General features: G+C 37.9%; 22 protein-coding genes. 12 read left to right on the top strand and 10 right to left on the bottom strand.

Translation table 11 applies throughout. From position 1 onward, the window contains the following. Positions 1 to 179 precede the first annotated feature (179 nt). Entirely contained in the window at positions 180 to 1556 is a 1377-nt protein-coding gene (locus B4C08_RS03210; RefSeq protein WP_296662784.1) for a hypothetical protein, read from the bottom strand. 417 nt (positions 1557 to 1973) lie between these two features. Here B4C08_RS03210 and B4C08_RS03215 point away from each other — a divergent pair, with 417 nt between their 5' ends. From B4C08_RS03215 to mtaB, 4 genes are all read left to right on the top strand, one after another. After that, entirely contained in the window at positions 1974 to 4043 is a 2070-nt protein-coding gene (locus B4C08_RS03215; RefSeq protein ID WP_414717763.1) for a DEAD/DEAH box helicase, read from the top strand. Between the two features lie 94 nt (positions 4044 to 4137). Then, positions 4138 to 4500 carry a bactofilin family protein gene (locus B4C08_RS03220; protein WP_294012673.1) on the top strand — a complete coding sequence of 121 codons (363 nt, stop codon included), beginning with the start codon at positions 4138 to 4140 and terminating at the stop codon, positions 4498 to 4500. Between the two features lie 30 nt (positions 4501 to 4530). Next, positions 4531 to 5160: a tetratricopeptide repeat protein gene (locus B4C08_RS03225; RefSeq protein ID WP_296662792.1), complete on the top strand. Its 630-nt coding sequence runs from the start codon at positions 4531 to 4533 to the stop codon at positions 5158 to 5160. Between the two features lie 10 nt (positions 5161 to 5170). Continuing rightward, positions 5171 to 6619, top strand: coding sequence for a tRNA (N(6)-L-threonylcarbamoyladenosine(37)-C(2))-methylthiotransferase MtaB (mtaB, locus tag B4C08_RS03230; protein WP_296662794.1), 1449 nt, complete (start codon positions 5171 to 5173; stop codon positions 6617 to 6619). A 46-nt stretch (positions 6620 to 6665) separates the two neighbouring features. Here mtaB and B4C08_RS03235 read toward each other — a convergent pair whose 3' ends face one another. The 3 genes from B4C08_RS03235 to B4C08_RS03245 are packed head-to-tail and all read right to left on the bottom strand — an operon-like array spanning position 6666 to position 11919. After that, the gene (locus B4C08_RS03235; protein ID WP_296662800.1) at positions 6666 to 8123 is read right to left on the bottom strand and encodes a hypothetical protein; all 1458 of its coding nucleotides are present in this window, start codon (positions 8121 to 8123) and stop codon (positions 6666 to 6668) included. Between the two features lie 25 nt (positions 8124 to 8148). Then, positions 8149 to 8928, bottom strand: coding sequence for an outer membrane lipoprotein-sorting protein (locus tag B4C08_RS03240; RefSeq protein WP_296662803.1), 780 nt, complete (start codon positions 8926 to 8928; stop codon positions 8149 to 8151). Between the two features lie 42 nt (positions 8929 to 8970). Next, entirely contained in the window at positions 8971 to 11919 is a 2949-nt protein-coding gene (locus tag B4C08_RS03245) for an efflux RND transporter permease subunit (RefSeq protein WP_296662807.1), read from the bottom strand. Positions 11920 to 12108: 189 nt separating this feature from the next. Here B4C08_RS03245 and B4C08_RS03250 point away from each other — a divergent pair, with 189 nt between their 5' ends. Continuing rightward, complete coding sequence (locus B4C08_RS03250) at positions 12109 to 12459, top strand: ArsR/SmtB family transcription factor (protein ID WP_296028272.1); 351 nt, start codon at positions 12109 to 12111, stop codon at positions 12457 to 12459. 2 nt (positions 12460 to 12461) lie between these two features. Here the strand turns inward: B4C08_RS03250 and deoC are convergent, their stop codons facing one another. Genes deoC through B4C08_RS03270 form a run of 4 tightly spaced genes read right to left on the bottom strand, consistent with a single transcriptional unit; the run spans position 12462 to position 17850 of the window. Then, complete coding sequence (deoC, locus tag B4C08_RS03255) at positions 12462 to 13172, bottom strand: deoxyribose-phosphate aldolase (protein WP_296662810.1); 711 nt, start codon at positions 13170 to 13172, stop codon at positions 12462 to 12464. Beyond that, entirely contained in the window at positions 13169 to 14104 is a 936-nt protein-coding gene (locus B4C08_RS03260) for an MBL fold metallo-hydrolase (protein WP_296662812.1), read from the bottom strand. The genes deoC and B4C08_RS03260 overlap by 4 nt, the downstream gene beginning before the upstream one ends. Before the next feature lie 23 nt (positions 14105 to 14127). Next, complete coding sequence (gene greA, locus B4C08_RS03265; protein ID WP_296662815.1) at positions 14128 to 16872, bottom strand: transcription elongation factor GreA; 2745 nt, start codon at positions 16870 to 16872, stop codon at positions 14128 to 14130. Between the two features lie 39 nt (positions 16873 to 16911). Continuing rightward, complete coding sequence (locus B4C08_RS03270) at positions 16912 to 17850, bottom strand: hypothetical protein (protein ID WP_295796890.1); 939 nt, start codon at positions 17848 to 17850, stop codon at positions 16912 to 16914. A 203-nt stretch (positions 17851 to 18053) separates the two neighbouring features. Between B4C08_RS03270 and rpe the strand changes: the two genes are divergently transcribed. From rpe to B4C08_RS03305, 7 genes are all read left to right on the top strand, one after another. Next, positions 18054 to 18689: a ribulose-phosphate 3-epimerase gene (rpe, locus tag B4C08_RS03275; protein WP_296662819.1), complete on the top strand. Its 636-nt coding sequence runs from the start codon at positions 18054 to 18056 to the stop codon at positions 18687 to 18689. Continuing rightward, entirely contained in the window at positions 18680 to 19579 is a 900-nt protein-coding gene (locus B4C08_RS03280) for a tetratricopeptide repeat protein (protein WP_296662824.1), read from the top strand. The genes rpe and B4C08_RS03280 overlap by 10 nt, the downstream gene beginning before the upstream one ends. Next, positions 19579 to 20796, top strand: a complete 1218-nt coding sequence (locus tag B4C08_RS03285) for a hypothetical protein (protein ID WP_296662827.1) — start codon at positions 19579 to 19581, stop codon at positions 20794 to 20796. The genes B4C08_RS03280 and B4C08_RS03285 overlap by 1 nt, the downstream gene beginning before the upstream one ends. Beyond that, positions 20797 to 21921 (top strand): tetratricopeptide repeat protein, encoded by a 1125-nt coding sequence (locus tag B4C08_RS03290; RefSeq protein ID WP_295796899.1) that lies wholly within the window; start codon positions 20797 to 20799, stop codon positions 21919 to 21921. It abuts the gene before it with no gap. An 83-nt stretch (positions 21922 to 22004) separates the two neighbouring features. Then, positions 22005 to 22613 (top strand): phosphoribosyltransferase, encoded by a 609-nt coding sequence (locus B4C08_RS03295; protein ID WP_295796901.1) that lies wholly within the window; start codon positions 22005 to 22007, stop codon positions 22611 to 22613. Positions 22614 to 22618: 5 nt separating this feature from the next. Then, positions 22619 to 24694 carry a chitobiase/beta-hexosaminidase C-terminal domain-containing protein gene (locus tag B4C08_RS03300; protein WP_296662831.1) on the top strand — a complete coding sequence of 692 codons (2076 nt, stop codon included), beginning with the start codon at positions 22619 to 22621 and terminating at the stop codon, positions 24692 to 24694. 5 nt (positions 24695 to 24699) lie between these two features. Beyond that, complete coding sequence (locus B4C08_RS03305; protein ID WP_295796905.1) at positions 24700 to 25299, top strand: ribonuclease HII; 600 nt, start codon at positions 24700 to 24702, stop codon at positions 25297 to 25299. On the opposite strand, the gene B4C08_RS03310 is transcribed toward B4C08_RS03305, so the two are convergent. After that, a complete protein-coding gene (locus tag B4C08_RS03310) occupies positions 25296 to 25736 on the bottom strand; it encodes a DUF3276 family protein (protein WP_296662834.1) in 441 nt (146 codons plus the stop codon). The genes B4C08_RS03305 and B4C08_RS03310 overlap by 4 nt on opposite strands. 108 nt (positions 25737 to 25844) lie before the next feature. Continuing rightward, the coding region (locus tag B4C08_RS03315) for a cysteine desulfurase family protein (protein WP_296662838.1) at positions 25845 to 26585 on the bottom strand (741 nt) is incomplete at its 5' end.

Raw genomic sequence — 26585 nt, forward strand, 5'->3', positions numbered from 1 at the left:
TGATACCGATATTACGTACTTTTGTAATATCAAAACCCATAGTGTATACCTCTCAAAAAAAAATTCGTGAGTCGGCAGAATACGAAATGCAAAGATTTCCGCATAATGCAATTAATTCAAGCAATTTTATTAAAAAATAGCGGTAAATTCAATAGGTCTTGGGCTGTTTTGAAGAAAGTTTAAAAATTTAATAGAAATGCTGTTTTTATGTTCCACTTAATCTTTCTGTTTCCGCCTTTAAAAACTGTAGTTGCTGAAGGACTGCATTTAAAGTCGCCTTCTTTTTCAGAAAATGAAAATCCGATTCCGGCTTGGCGCAGCATTGTTTTTTTAGGATAAACTGTGCTTGTGAATGAAAATGTGTTTTTCCCAGAGTCTTCTTTTTTATAAGAAAAAGTTGCGCTTGTAGATGAGCTTTTGAAATTTCTTGAAGCCTTTATTTGCGCAGAATATTCTTTTCCGTTTTTTTCCGTGGAATAAAGAAAAGATGCGTTTGATGAAAGCTTGCATTTTCCACTTGAAATGCTCAATGCTGTTTTTGCGCAGTATTCATTGAAGGCAGAGGGAAGCCTTTCAATCGTTTGTCTTTCCGCAGAGTAAAGTAAAATTCCTGTGCTTGCCGAAGTTTTTCCGAACCAAAATGTGTACTGCGGATTTATTCCTGCTTGGGTTTTTATTCTATTTTCAGTTTTGTCGGCGGTTATTAAAGATTCGTCTGCGGTATAATAGAAAGAATGGAGCAAAAAATCGCCTAAAAGAATGAAGTTTTGAAGCCTTGCCCAAAAGAAATTTCCGCCGAACGGGCTTTCGTGTATTCCTGCCGCTCCAGAAATTCTAAAATGTGCAAAGGCTATGTTCAGTTCAGTTTCTGCTGCGCCTCGTTTTTCCGTGGAAAAAAATCTTTGCTTTTGAAACCAAGCTGAGCTGTTTTCTCTTCCGTATTCAAAAAGTCCGCCAGAAAATGAAATGGTTGCGTTTGGAATGAACGGAGCTGAAAATCTTTTGAAGGCAGACGCATAAAATTCCTTTGTTTCAAGAACAGAAAGTTGAATAGTTGGCAAAAATGAATTTTTGTTTCCTGGTGAAATTGAAATTGCCGCTGCCAGTGGAGTTTTCCCGGAAGTCCAGGAGGGTAGGCTTGGAGAAATTCCAGGTGCTAAAAGAGAAGGCTTTTTTAGCGCGCTCGGAACATAAAAATTTGGCTGCTTTAATCTTGAAATTCCCTGTGAAAAACGCAAGGTTCCTGCAAGAAAATCTGTGGCCGCGAATTTTGTTGCCGCTGAATATTTTATTCCGTAGCGGTATTTTTGCATTGCTTCAAATTCACAAAACGAAGAGCTTGCAATGTCATGGAAAGTTTCTGTCCCGATTCCTGCAATCCAAATGGCAGTTAGTCCGCGGAACTTTAGCCTTGCTCCGGAATCGTATTTCAGCGAGAAATTTTCTTTTCCGTCTTTTAAAGGAAATTTAAAATTATTCCCGGAATAAAATTCAATTTGCGCATGGCAAATGTTCAGCGATAAAATAATTGTTATAAAAGTAATTTTGTTTTTCATCACATTATTTATTTCTGAAAAAAATAATTTTCTGCATATTTTTTGTGGAAATTAACTGTCATTCCCATGCTTGATATGGGAATCAACTGTAAAATTTCAATAGACTATCAACCGAGTTTCTTTCAGAAGCATCGCAGGGGCAAGCCCGATGCCGACGGTAAACATGGAATTTTGATAGAAAATTATGACATTTTTTGCGTTTTTGTGTTTTTTCGCTTGAATAACATTGAAAAATCTTATATACTCTGCGCTATATTTTATATCATCAGCATGTCAGATTGCAGCCGCTTCTTAGGCTTTGCCAGGTAAAAAGGAAAATCAAGTAAAAAAAGATATTTTCAAGCGGTTCCGGTCTTTCATGTAAGGAAAAGGGAATCGTTTATGGAAGATTTAGAAAACAAAATTGATGGGATTACTATGCCCGCAGAGGATTCACAGGTTTCTGTGGAAAATTCAAATGAATCATCAAATGAGCCTGAGACAATTTCATTTGCAGACTTGGGACTTGATGAAATCACTCTTGCCGCTATTGAGAAAAAAGGATTTAAAGTTCCTTCTCCAATTCAGGTTCTTGCAATTCCGCGTCTTTTGAATGGAGATGCGAACGTTATTGCAAAGGCCCGCACTGGAACTGGAAAAACTGCCGCTTTTGGACTTCCGCTTGTTCAAGATTTGCGTGAAGAAAGCGACCATGTCCGCGCAATCATTCTTGAGCCTACACGCGAGCTTGCTATGCAGACTGCGACAGAAATGGCTTCGTTTGCAACTGGAAAATATCCACGTACTGCTGTAGTTTACGGCGGTGCTTCTATGGGCGAGCAGATGAGGGCTTTGCGCCGCGGAGTTGAAATTGTTGTTGGTACTCCAGGCCGTGTTCAGGACTTGATTGACCGCGGTGTTCTTGACATCAGCAAAATCGATTACTTTATTCTTGATGAAGGCGATGAAATGCTTGACATGGGCTTTATCGAGGATATTGAAAATATTTTTGAATGCGCAAATCAGGATTGCCGTGTTCTTTTGTTCAGCGCGACAGTTCCAAAAGAAATTTTGAAAATTGCCCAGCGTTTTATGGGCGAGTATGAAATCGTTGAAGAAGAAGGTTTTGAAGAAGAGCCGCTTCTGATTGAGCAGAAATATTGGGTTGTTCGCGAAAGTGAAAAAGTTGAGGCTTTGGTTCGTCTTATCGATATTTCGCCGGATTTCTTCGGACTTGTTTTTGTTCAGAGAAAATCTGATGCTGACTATGTTTCAAAGTCGCTTGATGAGCGCGGATATGAAGCTGCCGCATTGCACGGAGATATTCCTCAGGGGCAGCGTGAAAAAATTCTTGCAAGATTCCGTTCAAAGAAAACAAGAATTCTTGTTGCGACTGATGTTGCTGCGCGTGGAATTGACATTGAAGGCGTAACTCACGTTGTAAACTACGAGCTTCCTTTTGACGGTCCGACTTATGTTCACCGCATTGGTCGTACAGGTCGTGCAGGAGCTGCTGGAATGGCGGTTACTTTTGTAAAGCCGGAAGAAACACGCAGACGTCTTAATTACCTTATTAATACTGTAAAGAAAAGTTCAAAGGACGAAATTGTTGAAGACAAAGTTCCTTCAATAGAAGAAGTTTTGGAAGCAAAAAAGAGCCGCCTGTTTTCTGACATTAAAAACAAGCTTGGACTTAATCAGGAAAAGTCTGAAGTTCAGGCTGAAAACGAAGCTGATTCTGTTTATGCAGATGAAAATGCTGAAGCTAATGTTTCTTCAGAGCCAAAAGTTCCACATTTAAGAAAAGGCGATCCTATTTTTGACAAACTTGCGGAAGAACTTTGCAATGGTCAAAATCCAGAGGAAGTTGTTGCTTCACTGCTTGCGGTTTCTTACGGCGGAATGCTGAATAAAAATCGCTACGGAAAAATTAATACTTATTCTGTTGAATCAAAAGGACGCGACAGAGACCGTGGCGGACGCCGTGAACGCGACCGTGGTTCAAGAAGAGGCGGAGATGTTTTTGTTGGCGACGACCAGCTTAGGCTTTATGTTCAGATGGGCTGGGACGATGGCTACAATCCAAGAAAAATTGCGGATTTCTTCCATGATTTGCTTGGTGTTCCGGGGCGCAAAGTTGATGCCATTGATATGGCTGACAAATTCTGTCTTCTTTCTTTGCCAGCTGATGACGGAAGAAGAGCCATTGAGCTTTCCGAGCGCGACCGCTCATTGCCGCACATGCACCTTGATACAAAAGTTACTGGCGGCGGACTTGGCGAGCGCGATTCATTTGGACGCGACCGTGGCTCAAGAAGAGGCGGAAGAGACAGAGGACGGGACCGCGACCGTGGATTTGGACGCGACAGAGACTTTGGCGGACGACGCGAACGTGATAGGGACAGAGGATTCCGCGGAGGTTCTCATGCAAGAGCTGGAGTTCACACTGCTACACAGAGAAGCGGTTCATCTTCATTCTTCAAGAGATCTGACGCTCAGGAATATTAATTTTTAAGTTTAGATAAAAACGCTGCTAGAAATGGCGGCGTTTTTTTATTCTAGTCGCATTGACTTCAATGCTGTTCATCAATAAAATAAAGAAATGTACGAAATAAAAGATTCAAAGCCGTTTGATACTGACGAAGAAGATTTTGACACTGTAATGGCTAGTGACATTTCATTTACAGGAAATATACGTTTTTCAAAGCCGTTTATGATAAAAGGAAAAATGAACGGAACAATCGAAGCTTCAAGTGATTTGCTTATTGATACAAATGCGGAAGTCAATGCCGACATTTCAACAGAACGTGTGCTTGTCCGCGGAAAAGTTGTTGGAAATATAAATGGAAAAAAACTTGTTTATGTCGCTTCAACAGGTTCTGTAATTGGCGATATTTCTTCTGCGCAGGTTGTGCTTGAGCCTGGTTCTGTTTTTTCCGGAAAATGCTCAATGTCTGGAATGTGATTTTTCAAGCTGGATTTTCAAGGTGCTTATATGAATAAGAAAAATTGTTTTTCATTTGTTATATTTTTTGTTTTTGTTTCCGCAGTTTTTTCGCAAGCCTCTCGTCCAGATGCACTTAAACTTTACCGTGAAGGAAAGTACAAAGATGCTGTGGCTGTTTGTGAAGTTGAAATTTCCAACAATCCGAACAATATGGACTCTTACGCTGTTTTGTGCTGGTCTTTGGTTGGAAACAAGCAGTACAAGGAAGCAGAGCTTAGAGCTACAGAAGCGCGCAAAATAAATTCCTATGATATTCGCTTGATGGAAGTTCTTGGCGAGGCTAAATTTTATCTTGGAAAAAACAATGAAGCGCTTGGTATGTTTCAGCGTTATGTCGCAAATTCTTCGGAAACTGCGGCGCGGCTTGGAACTGCATATTATTATATGGGTGAAATTTATGTCCGCCAGACAAAATATGAGCATGCGGATATTTCTTTTAGCGCGGCTGTAAAATATGAGCCGACTTATAGCGCGCATTGGTGGACAAGACTTGGTTACGCACGGGAAATGTGCGGCGACTTTAAAAACGCTATTACAGCTTATGACAGGGCACTTGGCTTAAATTCTCAAAATTACGATGCTGTCCGCGGAAAAAAAAGATGTCAGGATCGTCTTTAGTTTTTAGCTGATGAAAAATATTATTCATTTTGAAACTCTAGGCTGCAGGCTTAATCAGGATGAAACGGAAGGAGCCGCGCGTTCTTTTTCTGATGCTGGTTTTGCTTGTGAGTTCAATTCTGTTTCATCTGGAACAAATCCTTCTCAAGATGTAATTTTAAGCGTGATAAATACCTGCACGGTTACGGGCAAAGCTGAGCAGAAAGCCCGGCGAATAATCAGGTTGCTTCTTGAAAAATTTTTTGATGCGCCATTAATTGTTACCGGCTGTTATGCTGAACTTGCTGATTGTGAAATAACTTCGATTTCAGAAAATAGAATTATAATTGTTCCCGGCACAAAGAAATTTATTTTAAAGGAAATTTCCGTTGCGATGAATGGCGGCACGCTTGATTTTAAAAGCGGAAAATTCAATTTTGAGAATCTAAAATCCTTTGTTAACAAAAAAACTTTTTCATTTGAAAAAATTGACTCTTCAAAAAAAATTCCAACGGCGGTGAATCCGTTTGCTTTGTATACGCCTGTTTTTGAAAAGCATAGCCGGGCGACTTTGAAAATTCAGGATGGCTGTAACAACTCGTGTTCATTCTGCAGAATTCATTTTGCCCGTGGAACTTCTGTTTCTCTTGAGCCTGAAAAAATTCTTGAGCGTGCAAAGGAAATTGAAAATTTAGGTTCTTCGGAAATAGTGCTTACAGGCGTTAACTTGAGCCAGTATGCAGGAATGGCAAAAGACGGTGCGGTTTTTGATTTTAAAGAGCTGCTTTCATTTTTGCTTTCTAATACAAAAAAAGTTAAATTTAGAATTTCTTCTTTTTATCCGCAGCATATAACAAAAGAACTTTGTTCAGTTTTGTCTGACAAAAGGGTTCAGCCGTTTTTTCATTTGAGCATTCAGTCTGGAAGTGATTCGATTTTGAATTCTATGCGTCGACCTTATAAGCGAGAACAAGTTGAAAATGCGGTTCAGCTTCTTAGAGAATGCAAAATAAATCCGTTTATTTCTTGTGATATAATCGCAGGATTTCCCGGAGAAACGGAAGATGATTTTGAGCAGACTAAGTCATTGTGCAAAAAAATGAATTTTGCTTGGATTCACGCTTTTCCTTTTTCAGCAAGACCTGGAACACTGGCATTTTCTATGACTCCAAAAATTCCTGAGCGAATAAAAAATGAGCGCGTAAAGTGGCTTACAGAAATTGCTGTTTCTGGAAAAATTTCTTATATAAATTCTTTTAAAGAAAAAACTGTTGAAGCGACTGTTGAAAAAAAAGTTTTGCAGAAATCAGATGTAAAAAATATTTTTCATGCTGTTACAGAAAATTTTCTTCATGCTGAATTTGAATCTGAAAAAAAACTGGAAGCCGGAAGCATTGTCATGCTGAAAATAATTTCCGCGCTTGAAGACAGCATAAAATGCGGAAGAGAAGAAGAGTGCTTGGCAGAACTTTTAAAATAAAAATGGACGCAATGGATTTTACCAAAGCGTCCGTTGTTTTTAACCTTTAGAATTTACAGTTGACACCAACATTTATAAAGCTGTTGTCTTTCCATTCATAGAATTCGCTGTCTTCATCTTTGCAATGAATATACATTCCGCTTAAAGTCAGTGTTAAATTTCCGTTCGGCTTATATGCGATTTTAGGCTGAACAACAAAGTCGCCGCGTTCAATTCCCCAAAGCGCAGTAACTTCCGGCGCAATTTTATCATTCATCCAAGAATCTGTAATGTTTACGACAAGCTTGTTGTTTGTGTATCCAGTTTTGTCGTAGTCAACATCATATGACTTTAATAGTGATTTCATTACGCCGTAGCTAGAAAATCCTTCCGCATCATCAATTTTGTCGCCTTTGAAAATGTAAGTTCCAGTTTCTTGAATGTTGATGTTAATGTTGTTAACCGGAATGTCCACATCAAAGCCTGCAAGCCATGCAATGCTGTTGTTATGAACCCAAGGATTATCGCCTGCAACATCGTCAGTCAAATTGTATGCAAGTTCGCCGCGCAAGTTGAATCTTCCAAGCACAGTCGCCGCTTCAAGTCCGAATGTCTGCTTCCAGTCATATTCAAGTGAAGGCATTTCTGTTTTTCCGCTTAGAATTGTCGCGCTTAAATCTGCTGAAGGCTGCTTGTAATGCCCGTAATAGTAACTTGCGCCCCAGTCAAACGAGCCGAATGTGCCTGTAATTCTAAGTCCAGCTTGTGTGTATTTTAATTTTTGCGTATCCTGGTACAAGTCGTCTTGATTGAATTGCGCAGCTTTCATAAGACCTACTGTTCCGCTTTCTGCCCACTTTGAAGCTATTTCTGTTACTGAATTTTTCAATTCTGTGTATGCATCTGGCGTCCAAATTCCGTCTGTTGCGAATCTGTCTTTTTCCATGTACGGAGTCCAGATTCCTTCCAAGCGTAAATCGTTTTTTTCAAAGGAATATATTGCGCGGAACATAGGCGTGCTGAGCCTGCGGTCAATGTATTCTGGAACAATGAAATCAGTGTAATCGTCTGCATTAAAATTATCCAGAACATGAAGCTTGTCTCCTTTTCCCCAGATAACTTTCATTTTTCCTGCTTCAAGTTTTAGTTTTCCAAAGTAACCGCGGATTGTAAGCTCATCTATTACGTCCTGTGGATAATCTTTAATTGCGCTTTCGTCAAATTTCAGCTGAATGTCTGCATCAACATTTGAGCCTGAAAAATTGATTCCGAGCTTTGCAGATGGAGTTGCGGTAACAGGAAAGTCTGAAACCGAGTCGTAGTCTGAATCTTTCTGTCCTTCGTATTCTGGCTTGTCAAGATACATTCTGCCCTGAAGTTCTCCTTCGCCGCTGAATGTAATTGAAGGACTTGAGCTTCCGCCAAAACCGTCAGTGTCGTCAGAGAAACTTCCCCAGTCATCAAAATCCTGTGCAAATGCAAATGAGCAAAAAATCATTGCAAGCGCAAAAATTTTGTTTTTCATATAATGAAACTCCTTGTTTTTGTTTTTAGAATCTTCCTGTGTTCAAGAAGTCCTGTGTAAAGATTCTGTCTGGAAGAACAGTCTTTACATCAACGTTAAGAATTTTTATGGAAGTTGAATGTTTTGTCTGAACATTTTCCATTTTGTTTTCCATTGGAATATTGAAGCCGTCAACATTTTCAATTTTGAAAACTGTAAGAGTTTTTATAAGTTTTCCGTTTTTGTCAAAAAGCTCCGTGTAAACAGGATAATCTGTAGCTTTGTCTACCCAAACCATTCTATAGCTGTACTGGCTTGACTTTGGATCAATCGGTGTGTTTTTTACAACTTCGCAATTGAAACCGTTCTTGGTTTCTTCCTTTACGAATTCGTGAGTGTCTTCTTCCATTTCGCGTGTAGAAAGGTCATCATAAGTTGCATCAGTTCCCATGAAGGATTTTGATCCTTCGCTTGAATTTACACGTCTTGTGTTTTTCAGTGCCGGAAGATAAATCCATTTGTCATCTGGCGCGCCTTTGTTTTCAATCTGAAGAAATCTTGTGTCCTTTATGTTTGCCGGTGAACGGAAATCCATGACTGCGCTTGTTATGTCATTTTTGTTGCGTCCGTACTGAAGAACATTGCGCTGCTCTGTGCTTCCGTTTTTGTCTGTTAAAAGCATTACAACTTTAGAGCGGCTGTAGTCAGGCTTTGCGACATCATGTGTTCTCTGCATGATTTCATCTCCGCGCGCATCTGCGAATGCTGCGAAAGTTCCTGCTGCGAGTGCAGCTGCCAATGTAAGTGTTTTAAATGTAAGTTTCATTTTTATCCTCCATGTTTTTCCCGGAAAAATCCGGGATTTTTTTTATTTATTTTCTGTTTTTTCTTTTGGCCGCATAAATTTTGGATCTGTTAGATTCAAAATTCCTGGAATAATTGTCATTGCAAGGAAGCTTGATGTAAACATTACGATTGCAACAAGAATTCCAATGTAGCGCAAAACTATAAACTTTGAAAGTGTAAGAACAAGGAATCCAAGACCTACTGCAAGTGCATTTGTAAGAATTCCGCGTCCGCTCTTTCTGAAAGTTTCCTTTAGAACTTCAACAACGTTTTCTGTTTTCGCTCTTTCTTCTTTATAGGTTGTCATAAAGTGAATTGTGTAGTCAATACCGACGCCGACTGCAACCGAAGCGATAATGCTTGTAATGAAGTCAAGATTGATTTCACAGAATCCCATTGTCATGTAGTTAAGAAGAATACTGAATGCAAGCGGAATTGCTCCTAAAAGTCCTGCCCAGCAAGATCTGAATGAAATCGCAATAATCAGGAATACAGAGAACAAAGAAAGAGCAAGACTTGTTATCTGGCTTGAAACAATCATGCTTGTCATTCTGTGTTCCATCTGCGCTGAACCGGTTGCTTCGAGAGTGTAGCCTTCAGGGAAATGTTCTGCAGCATAATTTTTGGCATCTGCAATTATTATTCCACTTTCTTCTGATGAATGGCTTCTAAGCTGGCAAGTTATGCGCATTTCCTTTGGATTCATGTCGTCATCAATAAATCTGTCAAGAGAGCCGCTTAAAAGTGTGAGATAATTTTCAACAACATTTTTCAGTTCTTCACGAGTTGCAACAGGATACTTTGAAGTGTCGTAAGGAATTTCATAATATGCAGTTCCGTTGTAGTTAACCTGTTTCATAAGCTGGTTAACGATATCTTCTACGGAAGCATACTGACCTCCTGCTTCAACATAAGCATTGTACAAAAGCTCAAGAACTTGCTTTGTTGTCATTGAAGTTTCAAGCTGCTCGCTGTAAGCGATATTTGGATCTACAAAATCCTGTGCAGGAGAAGCTTGTGTTTCTGAATCATCTGTAACCCAATTTGACCAATCATCAGAGGCTGAAGATGAGTCGTCAGTTCCGAAATCAGAGCCCCAGTCATCCCATCCGTCAGAAAATCCGCTTGAAGAAGAATCTGATGATTCACTAGAAGAAACTGGCTGTGTTCCAGGAACGTGCCAAACTTGGTTTATGCGTTTTATAAATGTTGTAAAGGAAACGATTTTTCCGATGTTCTCATGGTTTGCAGCAAGATAATGCTCCATGTTGTCAACTGCTTTCAAGAGTTCCGGATTTGAAATGTCTCCTTTTTCCTGTCCTTGAATTACAAAGAAGAGGCAGTTTGAACCGGCATATTGCTGGTCAATATGGTCAACGTCTTTTCTGAACTCGCAGTTCTTTGGGAAGTAGTTGATTAACGCTGTATCAATTTTTAGAACTTTGAGTCCAGTGAATGAAAGAACAATTATAGCAATTGAAGTAAGCACAAGCCGTGGAACAGAGCCGCAGAAAAATTTGTAGATTGAATAAAGCGTGTCGCCGCTAGCTTCTGCTTCTGTTTTTCCGCCGCGCTGAATTTTTGCAAGTTCCAAACGGCGTTTTGCTTTTTCCATTTTTGCTTTTACTTTTGCAGTGAGCTTGTCAATGTTGCGTTCTTTTTTTACAGCTTTTCTGTAGTCCTTTAAAAGAAGGACTGCAGGAATAAACGTTATAGAAAGAAGAAGCGAAAGTGAAACTCCAACCGCTGTGAATACTGCGAAACTGTGCAAAGGTCCGAGTGGGCTTGTTATAAGCGAAATGAAGCCGACAATTGTTGTAACACCTGCAAGCAAAACTGCGACAATAACTTCATTTAAACCAGAGAAAACGCATTCTTCATATTTTTCTCTTGTCATTTCACCTTCAACGCTATTGATTGCGATGTAGTAATGCGAAAGAACATGTATTCCGTATGCAGAGCCGACTGCAATTAATGAAACTGGAATTACGCTTGAAATCAAAGTGAAAGTTATTCCAAAAAATCCCATCATTCCAACGGAAATTATTGTTGAAAGCAAAACCGTGCATAAAGGAAGAAGCATTCCAGTTACAGTTTTAAAGCTCATGTAAAGTGAAAGAAGAACAACAACAATTACAAGCGGAATCAAAACTAAAAGATCTGAAATCATAAACTGCTTTGATTCTTCAGAAAGAACAGGTTCACCTACAAATTTTACATCGAGATGATGTCCTTCTGTTTCTTCATTTACAATTTTCTTTACTTTTGCAAGAACTTTTTGCTGTCTCATAATGTCAGTACCAAGTTTTCTGACTTGAGCTTTTATTTCTTTTATGTTGGATTTTGTCTGGGCAATTTCTGCATTGATTTCTGTTTTGTCGTCCGCAGTTTTTGCCTGCTCTATAAGTTCTGCAAGTTTTGCTTGGTTTTCTTCAAGTGAAAGAGTTTCGTCGCTTTTTGGACGAAGTGAAATCTGCATTTGAAATCCAGTGCTGTCGTCATTTACAATTACGCGGTTGTACATATCGTGCCATTCAGCAAGCCTTGATTTCAGCTGAAAAATATCTTCGTCAGAACCTGTGTATGTGTCAGGAATGAGCTGTGTCGCTGAGATTGAACCGTTTTCATCGCAGACATAATCGATGTGGGTGACAGAATCTATATCTTCGACTTCTGGCAGTTCAAGAGTTCTGTCAGTGATTTTTCTTACAACATCAATGTACTCTGGAGTGAGTATAGTTGTTCCACTTTTTGTTTCTAATGTGATTCCAATAGAAAGCATGCTTCCGAATTCATCTTCAGTTTTTGTAAGCAAGTCATAAGATGCGTCTTTTTGAGGGAAGAATGAACGAAGTGAATTTTCGAGAGCCAAATTCTTTAAGAAGAATCCGAAGAATCCTGTGAGCAACAGAGTGGCTACAATTATTGCCCAAGGATGCTTAAAAAAAGTTTTTAAGAATTTCTTTTTCATAAAATAGTCCTTTCCTAAATAACGTTCAAAAGATTAAACCTATTGATATATAAATATAATGTTTTTTTTATAAAATTCAATAGGTTTTGTAAAAAAAATGACAAAAAGTTTAATTACTTAAACTTATTGACATTTTAGTAATTTAAACTATATTATTAATAATACTCAAAAAAATGCGAGGTTCTGCAAATGGGAATAAGCAAGTCCGAATTAAAAAAAATACATGAAATGCTCAATAAATGCGGACCTCTTTTTATAGCTCTTGGAGATGAAGTCCGCCAAAAACTTATTCTTGACATAGCTGATGCCGGAGAGGAAGGAATAAGCGTTATGGATTTAACTTCAAAGTCCAATCTTTCGCGTCCTGCAATTTCGCATCATTTGAAAATTTTAAAGGATTCTGGATTTGTAAAAACAATAAAACGCGGAACTTGGGTTTTCTACAAAATTTCCATTTCAGAAAATTTTGCAGAAATTGACAAGCTTGTAAATGAAAGCCTTAGAATAATAGAAAAGGTTAGAAAAGAGCAGGCTGAATGATTTTAGTTTATCCCATCTACAATTTGAATTCCTGAGCTTGCTCCAATTCTGTTTGCTCCAGCCGAAATAAAATCCAACACTTCTTGAGTGGAATGAATTCCGCCGCTTGCCTTTACTCCCATTTCGTTTCCTACAGTTTTTCTCATTAGCTCAACGGCATGAATTGTTGCTCCGTTTGGCTTTTTCATTGAAAATCCTGTGGAAGTTTTGACAAAATCAAATCCTGCGTTTTTTGCGCAAATGCAAGACTGAATTATTTCATCATCATCTAAAAGAGTTGTTTCTAAAATCAGTTTGGTTAAAATTTTTTCTTTGCGCGGAAGTCCGTCTTTTTCTGCGAACATCGAAGCTTCCTGAACGCTCTTTGTTAAAAACGAAAGTTGCTGCGCAAGCTCATTCCACTTTTTGCTTTTTACAAGATTCAAGTCGATTACAAAATCAAGCTCTTCCGCTCCGTTCGTAATTGCAATGTCAGCCTGCGACATTTTTGATTCTGTTCCGCCGGCGCCAAGCGGAAAATCTATTACAGTGCAGACTTTTGTTTGCGACCCTGAAAGAACTTTTGCCGCAGTTGAAACAAAAACAGGATTTATGCAGACGCTTGCAAATCCGTATTCTTTTGCTTGCTGGCAAAATTTTTCAACTTGTTCTTCTGTGGCTTCCGGAGAAAGAAGAGTCTGGTCTATAAATTTTGCAAGTTCTTGTTTTGTCATTTTAAATTCCTCCAAATAAGTTTGTTGTCTATGATTTCGCAGGCGATTTGACCTTCGTGTTCAAGGCAGGAAAGATATGAGCGCAACGTTGTGCCGATTAAGTAAAACGGAACAACTTTCATTTTTATTGATGAATAGTCGGCGATTGCTTTTAAAAGTTCTTCCGTTGTTTTAAATCCTTCTTTTATTTTTTTTAGAATGAGAGACTCAAATTCGTAGGTAACCATTATGTTTATTTCTGCAAACGCATTTATTGTTGCAAATGTGCATTTTGAGCCATGACCGGGAATATAAAAATCAGATTTTATTGATGCGATTTTTCTTACTGATTTTCTGAAGTCTTTTTGATTGCATAAAAACGGAATCCATGTTTTTTTTAGAAGTTCAATTCCGAAGAAACTATCGCCAAGAAAAAAACTTTTTATTCCGTCTGACTTGTCCTGAACTAAAATTCCAATCTGATCAAAAAAATGTCCCGGAAGAAAATAAAACGAAATGGAAACCGCATCAAGCTCGATTTTTTCTTCAGATAAAATTCTGTCGGTGAAAATTGGTTGTGGCGGCGTGAACTGCGGAATGTCAAATTCTTTTAATGAAACTCCGCCGCAGTAAATTGCTCCGATTATCGCTGGAACTTCCATTATTCTTGCGGATTCGGCTGAAGCCCATATTTGTGTTTTTAAATTTTTTTTCAGATATAAAGAGCCGCCGCAGTGGTCAGCGTGCGAATGTGTTTGGATTACAGCTTTGATTTTTTTTTCAGGAAAGAGAGATGAAAGTGTTTCAGCAATGAGTTTTCCGTCTTCCTCTGACTGCCCTGAGTCAATAAGAAAAATTTCGTCATTGCTGAAAACAACTCCAATGTTTGTGGAGTGGCAGAACATTCCAACGTTAGCTGAAAGTTTTACAAATGATTTTTCATTTATAGCCATTGTTTTGCCAGCTCCAATTTTTATTAAACTTCAGCAGCCTCAATAGATTTTACAGTGTAATCATATTTGTGGTCGTTGATTGTGAATGCTCTTTGCTCTCCGTTTTTCATGTCAAGAAGATTGTTTCCGAGCGGTGAAAGATAAGAAATTATTCCTTCATCAACATTTGATTCCCACGGACCAAGAATTGTGTAAACAACTTCATTGTTTTCGATGTTGTTCTGCAATGTAACTTTTGTTCCGAATGAAACAAGCGATGTTGTCGCTGTTGTTGGATCAAATACAACTGCGCGCGAAAGTTCTTCCTTGAGTTTTGAAAGCTGAACGTTAAGACGGTGCTGAGCTTCTTTTGCCGCAATGTATTCAGCGTTTTCCTTAAGGTCGCCTTTTTCCTTTGCCTCTCCGATTTCAGCAGCAACTTTTGGAAGCTGGACTTTTTCAATGTCTTCTGCAAGCGTGCGTTTGACTTCGAGCATTTTTGCAGTAACCAGAAGTCCTTTTGGAGCTTCCTGCTTGATTTCTGCTTCCTGGAATTTGAAGTCTGGATATTTTTTCAAGATTCCGTTTCTTAAAGAAGCTTTGTATTGAAGCTCAAGGTCAGAAAGGTCGCTGACCATTGTGTACATTCTTGTAATTACATCAGTTGAATTTGCAAGCATATACTCAAGCATTGGGTTCTTGTCTTCATTCAGCTTGTTTCCAAAGAGAAGGGCAGTAGATTCCTTTATTGTCTTTGTGTTTTCAACTGTATTCACGTGATTGTTCTTTTCACGGTTGCAGACTGAAATTATGTTGACCAAGGTTACGAGCTGCTTTTCTTCTGAAATTTTTGCTTCAACAAACCATTCTTCAGTTTTGCATTTAGAAATAAAGTAGTTTACAGCATTTCTGTTGCTTCTGTAGTCGTTGAAAATATCCTGAACAAGGCGGACTGCTTTTTCCTTTTTTCCAGCTGAAATAATTTCTGCAATAAGATTTTTATCAAGCACAGTCGGGAACAGGAAAGTGTACTGAGAATCCCAGTCTGGAAGCATCTTGATATTCGCAAGGAACATTTTCTTTAAGTGAGTATTTTTTGTGTCCTTGAGTTTTGTGTACATTTCGCGTGGATTTTCAATTTCTGAATAAAGCTCGGCGAATGTGAACTTTGCAGGATTTTCAAGCGCGGAAATTCTTTTTACAATTTCCTGAACAACAAGATAAGAAGCCACAATCTGCTCGTTTACAGAAGTGAATGCCTTGAGGTAATTTGCAAAGTAGCTGAACATTTCAGAAAACTGGTCGTCAGAAGGATCTTCAATTGCTTCAAGATAGCGAGCCATTATGTCGATTCTTGGGAAGAATTCCTTGTTTGCCTTGAATTCATTTGCAAGACGCTCTGACTTGCTAAGTTCTCTGTCGCGGACTGTATAGAAATTCGCATCGTTTGGATTTACACAGAACGGAGGCTCTGCAAGAATTTTCTGAGCCTTTGCGTGCCAGCTTGTCCATTCGCTTGAACCTTTTGTTTTTCCGTCTTTGTCTTTAGCAGCGTCTTTTAATATTGAAGGAACAAGTTCTGCTTTTATGTGCTTTTCGTCGCAGTTATTGTTGTAGCTTTTGATTATTGTCTTTAAAGTCCATGGAATGTCGCTCTTTACTTTTTTTACAAGCTCTTCATGCTTTACAGTTTTCTTGTAGACTTTGATGTGGTCTTTTGCAAGAGGTTGGAGTGCGCTAACTGCCATTTTTAAAGACATTGTGTGAACGCCTGTTTTCTTTCCGAAGTTGATTGTAAGAGTGTCGCCTTCAACTTTTGAAATAATTCCAACGCCCCAAGTTCTATGGTAAACGTAGTTTTTTGCATCGAATGCAATGTGCTTTTCAAAGTCGTTGATTGCTTCAAAGACATTGCGGAATGACTGGTTCAAATTTGAAGACTTTATGTAGTCTTCAAGATGCGAGTGGTCTGCATATTTTCCGCGGAAACATTCCGTGATTTCCTTGCGCGCCCAGGAATCTTTGCTGTCGATTTCAAGAATAAGCTTTAGAATGGCGATTGCTGTGTCCCACTTTGCAGTGTCCTTATAATATGCGTAAAGTTCCTGCATAAGAATTGCTGACTTGTCTTCGCTGATTGTCTTTGCAATTTTTCGCTGAACCAGCATAAAGAAATCAAGTTCTTCTGGAATGTAAGAAACAAGAATTGACCATATAGCTTTTGCTGAGCCGATATTTTTTGCGGCTACAAAGCGGAGCAATGCTTTTTTATAGTAATTTATTGCAGCTTCTCTGTTTCCTTGAGAGTCGTAGCGTTCAGCAAGAACACGCGCCATTTCTGCTTCTTCAAAGTCAAGCTTTACAATTTTCTCATAAAGTTCCCAGAGCCTGTCATCATTTGAAGCCTTGTAATAATCCGCGAGCTTTCTTAGAGCAAGTTTGTTCTGCGGATCATCTTCAAGAATTGAATTGCAAAGGTATTCAACGAGCGATTCCTTGTGGTTCTTTTCAAAAATATCAAAGAGCGCGTAAAGGGAGCTTGTGTCTACGGAACCTGTGCGCATTGCAATCATTCCTGAAAGATAAAGGGCTACAATGCTGTCTTTTGTGTGCGCAAGCTGTTCATCGCAGATATCCTTGATGGCGTATTCACAGTTCTGGTTTCTACATTCGTCAAGGACTTTTTCAAGTTCTTCGATGTTGTTTTTGGTGAAGTTTGTAATTCCCGCTCGTGTCCATGTTTCTGCCTTCAGCATTTCGCGGACAGAATTTTCAAGTTCTTCAGACATAATGTTTGCTCCTAGTTTTTTATAAACTTCTCTGCTTTTTCAGAGGTTTCCGAATCTGTATAAATTGTGAATTTCAGGATCAAGAATTTTCATCTTGAGCATGACTTCCGAAATACTGCTTGACTTTTCTTTTGACGAAATATAGTAATCTATAAGCCAAAAATAAAGGTTCAAGAGCCTTGGTTTTATAACTTCCTTGTTGCTTCCGGGATCTTTCATTTCGCTTTCTCTGGCAAAAATTTCTTGACGCAGATGAATTACTTCCTGCGCTCTTAAAAGCCTTTTTACGGTAAAAACTTCAAGTATAACTCCGTAAACTGCAACCCATTCCTGTAACGCTTCGCCTGTATAGCCAATTTCTTCGACTTTATTTATAAGAGCCTTTATCATTGGCGAGTCTAGGAAAAAAAAGTCTATTCTTTTTGCATCTATGTAGAAAGCTTCCCTAAAAAGCATTTTTGCATTTTTTGTTTCCCCGCAAAGCGCATAGCAGTCGGCAACTTCCGCGACGATAGCTGCTTGTCCTGAAAGAGTTCCGTTTGCTTCCTTTAAAAAGTTAAGGGCGACTTCATAAGAACCTAGCTTTTTATAGCAAAGTCCGGTTTTCCTTAAAATTTCAGACTTAAGCCTGATGTCTTTTTCGTCCGCTGCCTTGCTGTAGCATTCCAATGCGAGCGAAAAAATTCCCTTTTTAAAAGAATAAATTGTTCTTTCGTACTTTTCACTTTTTTTTCCAGTTATAAAGACAAACTGCTTCCATTGGTTTAGAAGGGTTTCTCCCTGTTCAAAACTGGAAAGGCTGGGAATTGAATTCAGCGTGTCAATCCAGAATCCGCAGCATTTTATTGCAAAAACAATGCTTTCGTCGTCCAGATCAATGGTTAGCGCGTCCTTGAGCAGTTCCGAAGCTTCTGAAATATTGCAAATTTCAATGAGTTTGAATGCATTGCAGAGCGCGTTTTCCGACTGAATACCCATAGAATTCAATTATATATATTTGAAAGATTTAGTCAATGTGATTTTCTGCAAAAGGGGGTAATATTTATAATGGTTTTTCAATGTGTTTGTCAATAGTTCACTGCCTAATAGCCTAAAAGTTTTAGATTTTTTTTATTTTGCCTGAATTTTTGTTATTGAAAATTTCAATTGATAAATAATTGGAATTTATTTATCATGGTTCTATGAAAAAACACAGCCGATTTCTTTCGCCATCGCTTCTTTCCGCGGATTTTTCAGATTTGACTTCTGCATTTAAATTTATAGAAGAAAAGGGCAGTTCCTTTGTCCATGTTGATGTTATGGACGGGCATTTTGTGCCGCAGGTTTCTTATGGTCAGCCTGTAATCAGTTCAATCCGAAAATGCACAAAGCTTCCGTTCGATGTTCATCTTATGATTGACCGTCCTGAAAATTCAATTGTTTCCTATATAGAATCTGGCGCGGACATTGTTACATTCCATATAGAAGCAACTTGCCATGCAGACCGATGTGTTCAACTTATTCGTAACGCCGGAAAAAAAGCCGGAATCGCATTGTGCCCTGCAACTCCTTTGAGCGCGGTTGAAGAACTTTTGCCTTTTGTTGACCTTGTTCTTGTTATGTCTGTGAATCCGGGGTGGGGCGGACAAAAACTTATTCCATATACTATTGAAAAAATCAGAAAACTTGCCGATATACAGAGAGAGAAAAACTTTAAATATCTTATTTCTGTAGATGGCGGCATAAATCAAGAAACCTTGGAGGATGTCCTTGAAGCGGGAACAGATATTGTTGTTTCCGGCTCGTCATTTTTCAGGGGGAATTTAGAATGGAAATAAAAAAACGCTTTGTACTGGCTTTTCTTGTTTTGATTTTTGCGCTTCCGTTTGCATTTAGCCAAAAAACTCCATCAGGTGAAAGCGCGGCGGATTCTTTTGTGCAAGGACTTATTTGCTATAAAGACAAAGCTTGGACTGACGCTTCTGTATTTTTGAGGCAGGCTGCGGATTCGGAGGAATATTCAACGGATTCAACTTGGTTTATGGTTATTATGAGCCTTGTTTATTCTGAAGACTTTTCTTCTGCTGTGAATGCCTGCGATTATTTTATTTCCGCTTTTCCAGAAAGCTCTTTGCTTCCTGCGGTTGAATATCAGCGTGGAAGAGCATTGCATAGTACCGGACAGAACGACAGCGCGGTAATGGCTCTTGGAAGTTTCTGCAATGAATATCCAGAAAGCAAAATGTATTCTTCCGCATTGTACTGGATTGCCGAATGTTTTTATGAAGACTACGATTACGAAACAGCTCGCTCTTTGTATGAAAGAATTGTTTCTGAATATCCAGGCAGCGCAAAATGCGGTGATGCGGAATTCAAGCTTTACCTTATAACACAGCGCGACCGTGAACAGAAGCTTCTGTACCTTTTGAAGATGACTGGCGAAGAATATCTTAGCAGCAAGGAAAACTATGAGCGCGAGCTTAGAACTATGCAGTCAGAAGATATTGCCGAGTTAAAAAAGCAGCTTAGAATTGCAAACAGCAGAATCAGGGAACTTGAAGAAAATGCTTCGGCTGGATTGCCTTCCGCTTCAAATGTACGCGCAGAAAATTCAAATGAAGAAATTCCGGTTTCTTCTGGCGGAATTGAAGATGAAGAAATGTATTCGCTTAAAGAAAAAGCTGCTTTGATTCAAAAACTTCTTGATGAAAAATACGGGGGAAAGTAATGAAAAAGAAATTGTTTGCTTTTGCTTTTTTTGCAGCTTCTGTTTTTGCCTTGAATGCTCAGAATGAAGATCTTTCTTTTGTAATGCAAAAAGATTCTTTGGATAAAAAAGAAATACCTTCATATTCAGTAGAAAAAAATATTGTAATTGACAAGGATGAAATTCGTCTTGCTCTTGACAGTACAACTGGAGCTTTTTCTCTTTACGCGCTTCCTGAAAAAGGCCGTGAAATTGCGCTTCTTTCAAGCTACGATTCAGGCTCTTCATCCTTTTTTGCTCTTAAAGCTGGAAGAAAAGAATATAAACTTGCCCGTGGAACTGGAATAAAAACAGAGTCCCGCAGAACTCCTTTGGGCGCGCAGATGGCTTATCTGATTCCGGATGTTGCGCAGGTTGTTGTTGACTTTAGTTTTCTTCCGTCGATTCCTAATTCCACAAGAACCGATATGCTGCGTGTTACCGTTTATACAATCAACCTTGGAAAAAATGTTCAGTCGTTTGCACTGAAAGGCGTGTTTGATACTGTTCTTGGTGAAAATACTTCGGCGCATTTTTCTACAGCGGCTAGAAGCAAAGTCAATTCTGAAACTCTGTTTACGAATATGTCTGATGATTTGTGGATTCGTTCTAGCAATGCAAAAGCGGCAGTTCAGTTTCTTCTTGAAGGAGCTGGAATAAGCAGACCTTGCAATGTTGTGCTTGCGAATAAAGAAAATCTTGTAAACTCTTCCGGCTGGATTCCTTCTGTTCAGCATGGAAAAAGTTTTACTTCTGTTTTGTCATACAATAATTCTGCGGTTTGCATAAACTGGGATACTGCATATCTTGATCCTCTAAAAACTTCTGCTGTTGGATTTTTTATTTCGGTTGCCACAGACGGAGAGCTTCCTGCTGGAAAAAAGTTTCTTTCTGATTTAGCGAACGGAAAAACAATGCTTGGAATTTATTCAAAAGTTGCTGTTCCTACAACGGATGTTGCTCCACTTCCAACTCCTCTTACTCCTCAGGAAGCCGGACTTTCAGAAAAAGAAATTCACGATTATACAAAAAATGGAACTCCTTTTGTTGAAGTTACAGAAGAGCAGCTTGATCCTGAATATATTCAGAATTTGCTTGACCACATAGCTTCTCTTTCAAATGATGTTGACAAGGAAGAACTTGACAGGCTTAATTTAGAGCTAGATTCAATTCTTGCAAAACTTGGAGTTGAAAGATAAATGGGACGCTCCAATCTGGACACAGCCAAACATCTCATAAAGCGCCGCAAATTTGATCTTGCAATAAATATTCTTGAGTCTTACGAGGATGTTTATGAAGGTGATTTTGAATATTACCTTGCTTTGGGAATTGCTTATTTATATGCTGATGTTCCAGGAAAAGCTTCCCAGAATTTTAGAAGCGCGCGTGAAATAAAAATAAAAAACACACAGCTTCTTTTGGGACAGGCGGTTATTTTTCTTAGGCATGGAGAAACTGACCGGGCGCTTGAATATTATCTTGAAGTGCTTGATATTGATCCAAGAAATTCAATTGCGCGTTCGGCAATGGAATTTATCAGGCTTTATGGAGATTATACAACAATTTGCAAATGGGTCGATTCCGGCGACATAAAAAAATTCTATCCGCCGCTTGGAATGAATCCGGACATTATAAGAAATTGCATTCTTACGGGGCTGTTGGCAGGAATTGTTTGTTCAGCGCTTGTTGTTTATGAACCTTGGAAAAAGCTTAATAAGCCGCTCACTGAATTTGATTCAAAGTTTTCGCTTTCTACGGAAGAAATAAAAAATCCTCTTCAGATAAATATTTCTGAAAAAGATTTTACTGTTAAACTTGAAAAGAATCAGGTTGCTTCTGTTTTTAATTCTGCAAAAAAATATTTCGGTGAAGGCCGGGACAATGCCGCGCAGGTTGAACTGAATAAAATTTTAAACAGCAATGCGGCTTCTTCAATAAAGCAAAAATCTTTGGAAATGTCGAAACTTTTAAAAGAGCCTTCATTCAGTTCCCTAAAGGACAATTATTCTTATCTTGAAGTAAAAGAAAATCCTTTGCTTTATCAGAACTGCTATGTGATTTGGGACGGAACTGCTGTGAATGAATATCAAAAAAGCGACGGTTCCTGGGGCTGTATGCTTTTGGTGAATTATATTCCGGCTGAAGAAAAACGTTCTTCAATTGGAACTGTAAAAGTTGTTTTTGAAAAAGCTCCAACGCCGCCAGTCAATATGGAAAAGCCAGTTCGGTTTCTTGCTAAAATAAAAATTGAAAATGGAGAACTGTATCTTTTGGGCTGCGGAATTTATCAGCAGTTAAAAGGCAAGACGCTAGGAGAATCTTAAATAAAATTCAGCTGAAAAAATTAGTTTGCGTTGCAGACTTTTATACATCCGTTGCTGCGGATAATTTTTGATAAGGAATTTATATGAAAGAATTTTTACCCTATGACAGTGTTAGAATTGACGCATTGAAACTTGCTCATAAGATTTATCAGCAGGATAAATTCGTTCCTGATGTTATTTATACTTCTTTGCGTGGCGGCGCGTACATGGCAAATGTAATCAGCGAGTATTACAAAGTTGCTCTAAAAAATCACAAGCCTGTTTTGTATGCGGCTGTTGTTGCAAGAAGCTACACTGATGTTTCCCAGCATTCTGCAGTTAGAATTGACGGATGGACTTATTCCCCGGATTATCTTCGTGCCGGAGATAAAATTATGCTCGTTGATGATATTTTTGATTCAGGCAGAACACTGAATTATTTGGTTGGAATTCTTTTGGAAAGGGGAGTTCCTCGTGAAAATATAAAAATTGTTGTGCATGACTATAAAGTGTACAAATGGAAGGAGCAGCTTCCGATTCAGCCAGACTATTGGTGCAGAAAATTTGAAATTTCAAATCCCGAAGAAAACACTTGGATTAACTACAATAGCCACGAGCTTGTTGGTCTTACACATGAAGAACTTGAGGAAAATTTTTATAAGCCTTATCCTGATTTGCGTGAAGTTTTAGAACCGATTTTTAAGGATGAATAAATTCCATGAATGAAATGCGATTGTCTGTAAAAAAAATTATAAGTATTCTTTTGCTTTTTACTTTTAGCAAGCTCTTTGCTTTTGAAGAAAAAAATATCTTGAGTCCGATTTCTGGAGTTTGGAAAAACAAACAGGCTCTTGTTTTAAATTTAGAAAAAGGCACTGATGTTTATTATTCTTTTACAGGCAGCGATCCTTATGTTTCTGGATTTTCTTATGATTCTCCTGTTCTCATTGATCAGAGTGGAAGTGTAACTGTAAAAATTGTATCAATTGATCAAAACGGTGAAAGAAAAGATTTTACAATTGAATACAATGTCGAAGAAAATTCAGAAGTTGAATATAGTATTCAGTCAAAAGAATTTATAAATTCAATAAATCAGAATCCTACTGTTCCTTATATTTCTGGAACCGATTTTTTTATTCCCTCTGAATTTTTGTATTCTCTTGAAAATTCCAAATCTCCATATTTGAAGTCAAAGCTTTTTCTTTCAAGTAAAAATTCTGTAGAGCGTTTTGTCTCTTGTTTTGCTGTTGATTTTACAGGAAATAATTTTTTCCATTTTGTAATTCAAGTTCTTCCTGCTGAAAAAACTGCTGATGCAAAGGCTGACAATGTTCCATTTGAAATTTCAGAATGGAATAATTTTTCTTTTAAAGATAAAAATTTTATTTACAGAATTGATGACGAAAACTGGAAGTCTCCATCAGAACCAAGTTTTATTGATAGAAACTATGCTCATAAAATTTCTTGGCAGCCAGTTGAATTTTATCCTGGAAATAAAGTTTTTGAATATGAGCTTCCGGCAAAACCTTTGGTTCTTTCTAAAAAAGACAAGAATGGTGTTGTTGAATTTTTTATAGATGGAAACGAAAATTTTTCATTTGAAAAAAATTCTCCTTTTGCTTATGCTGATGCGTTCGAAAATGAAGATGTAAAAAGTTCTGCTTGCTTTAAAATTTTTTACAATGGAAATTATCAGGGAACAATAGACTCTGAATTTTCTATAGACCGGCTTCCTCCTGAACCTCCTGAAATTTTTTCATCTTCGATAGGAAAACTTACAAGAACAAAATCGTTTTTCAGAATTTCAAGTGAACCAGATGCTGAAATTTTTTATGCCTTAAGCAAGCCTTTTGAAATACCAGACGGATTTGTAGAAAGCGCGCAAGCTGAATTTGAAAAGATAAAACCTAACAATTTTTCTTTATATAATGGCAATGAAATTTTTCTAAAGTCATCAGATAAAAACGCAGTGTTTTATAAAGTATGCGCATATTCTGTTGATGCATCTGGAAATAAAAGTGAAATTTCAGAACAAAAAATAATTATTGATGAAACAAACTATTATCTTTTTGCAAATTCGCAAAATGAAATTCAAGACGGCTCTTATGATAATCCGTTTAAATCTTTTGAGCAGCTTATTTCAGTTTTGAAGTTTTCAAATAAAAAAATCAGATTCCATATTTATGGAAACATCGATATTCCAAATAACGAATTTTTAATTTCAAAAGATTGCACTTTTATAGGACATGATTCCAGTTTGAGTTTTAAGGAAAATTCTGCTATCAAGGTTTTAAATGCGAATGTTGAATTTGAAAATTTGATTATTGAAAAAAAATCTCAAGTTGAAAATTCACCACTTGTTTACGCAGAAAATTCTTCTGTTGGAATTTCTAACTGCGAGTTTTCTTCAGTGTTTTTGAAAAATGGCACTTTGCTTGATTTGGAAAATTCAAAAGTTCATATTGAAAATTCTGGATTTACAATTCAATCAGATTCTTATGCTTGTGGAATTTCTTCTGAAAACTCAAATATTGTCTGCGAAAAATCAAGATTCACATCTGTTGCAGAATCTTGTTTTAATGTGAAAATTTCAGGCGGAATTTGTTCTTTCTCTGACTCATCATTTTCTTTGATTGGAACTTTAGGACGTGGAATTCAAATTCTTAATGCAAGTGCTTCAATTGTTCAAAACGAGTTTAACGCAAGACTTTCCGATTCAACTAAAAAAAGTTCTCCAATTTGGAGCAATGTAAATTCTGTTGTGTCAGAAAAAAATATTCAAAAAGGATTTTAAACTTTATGCAGTTTCTTGTTGGAATTGATGAGGCGGGAAGAGGTCCTTTGGCTGGCCCTGTTACTGCTGGATGCGTTGTCTTGCCTTTTGATTTTCCTGTGGAAATTTTAAACGACAGCAAAAAACTTTCTGAAAAAAAACGTGAAGCTGCATTTGATGTTATAAGAGAAAAATCTTGCTGGGGAATTGGAATTGTCAGTGAAAAAATAATTGACGAGATAAATATTCTTCAGGCTGATTTTAAGGCAATGAAAATTGCTTTTGATATGATGAAGATGAAACTTCCTGCTTGGTGCGAAAAAAATAAATTTGACTTTGAGCAATGTAAAAATTCCATGCAAATAATTGTTGATGGAAATATGCTGCCTTTTTCTGATAAAAATCTTGATATAAAAGCAGTTGTAAAAGCTGACTCAAAATTTCCTTGCGTTATGGCGGCAAGCATTCTGGCAAAAGTTCAGCGTGATAAAATTATGCTTGATTATGATAAACTCTATCCGGAGTATGGGTATGCAAAACACAAAGGCTATCCAACTCCTGCACACAAAGAAATTTGCCGCCGTTTAGGACCGTCTCCCATTCAGCGGCTTTCGTTTAAATATTAGTATTCTGTTTTTTCAGCATCAGGCTGCCTTTTTGAAACAACATGAAGTCTGCCTGAGATTTCTTTGCGCTCTGCTTTTCTTTCTGAAACTAAGCGGCTTTCTCCTTTTCTGCGGTAGACTTTTTTTGCTGGCTTTTCTTCTGGCATTCCGCCTGCTGCATATTTTGCTTCTTTCGCAGCTTTTTTTTCTGCACGGATTTTTGCGCGTTCTCTTTGGATTTTTTCAACAGCTCTCAAAGATTCGTCCATTCCGCCCAAAAAACTTTTCATGTCATCTGCAAAAACAACAATATCGCGTCTTTCGTCTTGTCCGTCCTTTATTTTGCTTTCAACAATCTGAAGAAAAACATCTCCATTGCGATTTTCTTTTACGTTGAAATAATACGAACGCTTGTCCAGGTTTACCTGATTTGTAAAAAGTTCTCCACGAATTCCCATAATGTCCTTCCCTAAAAATTTAGTTTGATTTTTTTTTGCATCAAAAAAGATGCAGGATATGACTTTTCAAACTTTACATCATTTTAGAATTTATTGCAAGCGGAACGATTACAAAAACTGGCTGCAAATATTTTTCAGTTCTTCAATTAGCTCGTTCATGCTTTCTTCTTCAGTTGAAAATCCAAAACTGAATCTAACAGCGCTTTCTTTTTCTTTTGGGCTTAGCTGCATTGTGTCAAGAACTGGACGGCCTTTATGCGAAGATGAACACGCGCTTCCTGTTGAAATGAAAAATCCATTTTCGCTTAATGCGCGCTCCATAACTTGTCCTGGAATTCCTGGAAATGCGGCTTGAACAACCCAAGGAGAAAAGTTTTCCTCAAATTTTTCATCTTCACGGCAGTGCGGAATTATAACGCAACCTTTTATTTCTTTTAGTTTCTTTATGAAATTTTTTGTAAGAATTTTTTGCTGTTCAAATCTTTTTTCTGCGGAAGCGTTTCTTTCTGAAATAAAATATTTTTCAAGGCAAAGTGAAAATGCTTCTGCGCCAAAAAGATTTTCAGTTCCGCTTCTTACATTTTTTTCCTGCCCGCCGCCTTTTAAAAACGAATTCAATTCTTTTGCAAGATAAAGAATGCCGATTCCTCTTGGTCCGCCAATTTTGTGCGCGCTGAATGAAGCTGAATCAATTCCGCTTGCCTTTAAGTTCAGTGGAATTTTTCCTGCAGCCTGAACGCAGTCAACATGAAAAAATGGTTTTCGTTTTCCTTTTGTTTTTTCTTCAATAATTTTTGCGATTTCATAAATAGGCTGAATTGCGCCGGTTTCGTTATTTACCGCCATTAC

This window comes from Treponema sp. UBA753 (assembly GCF_002297325.1).
In the GTDB taxonomy this organism is placed as follows: domain Bacteria; phylum Spirochaetota; class Spirochaetia; order Treponematales; family Treponemataceae; genus Treponema_D.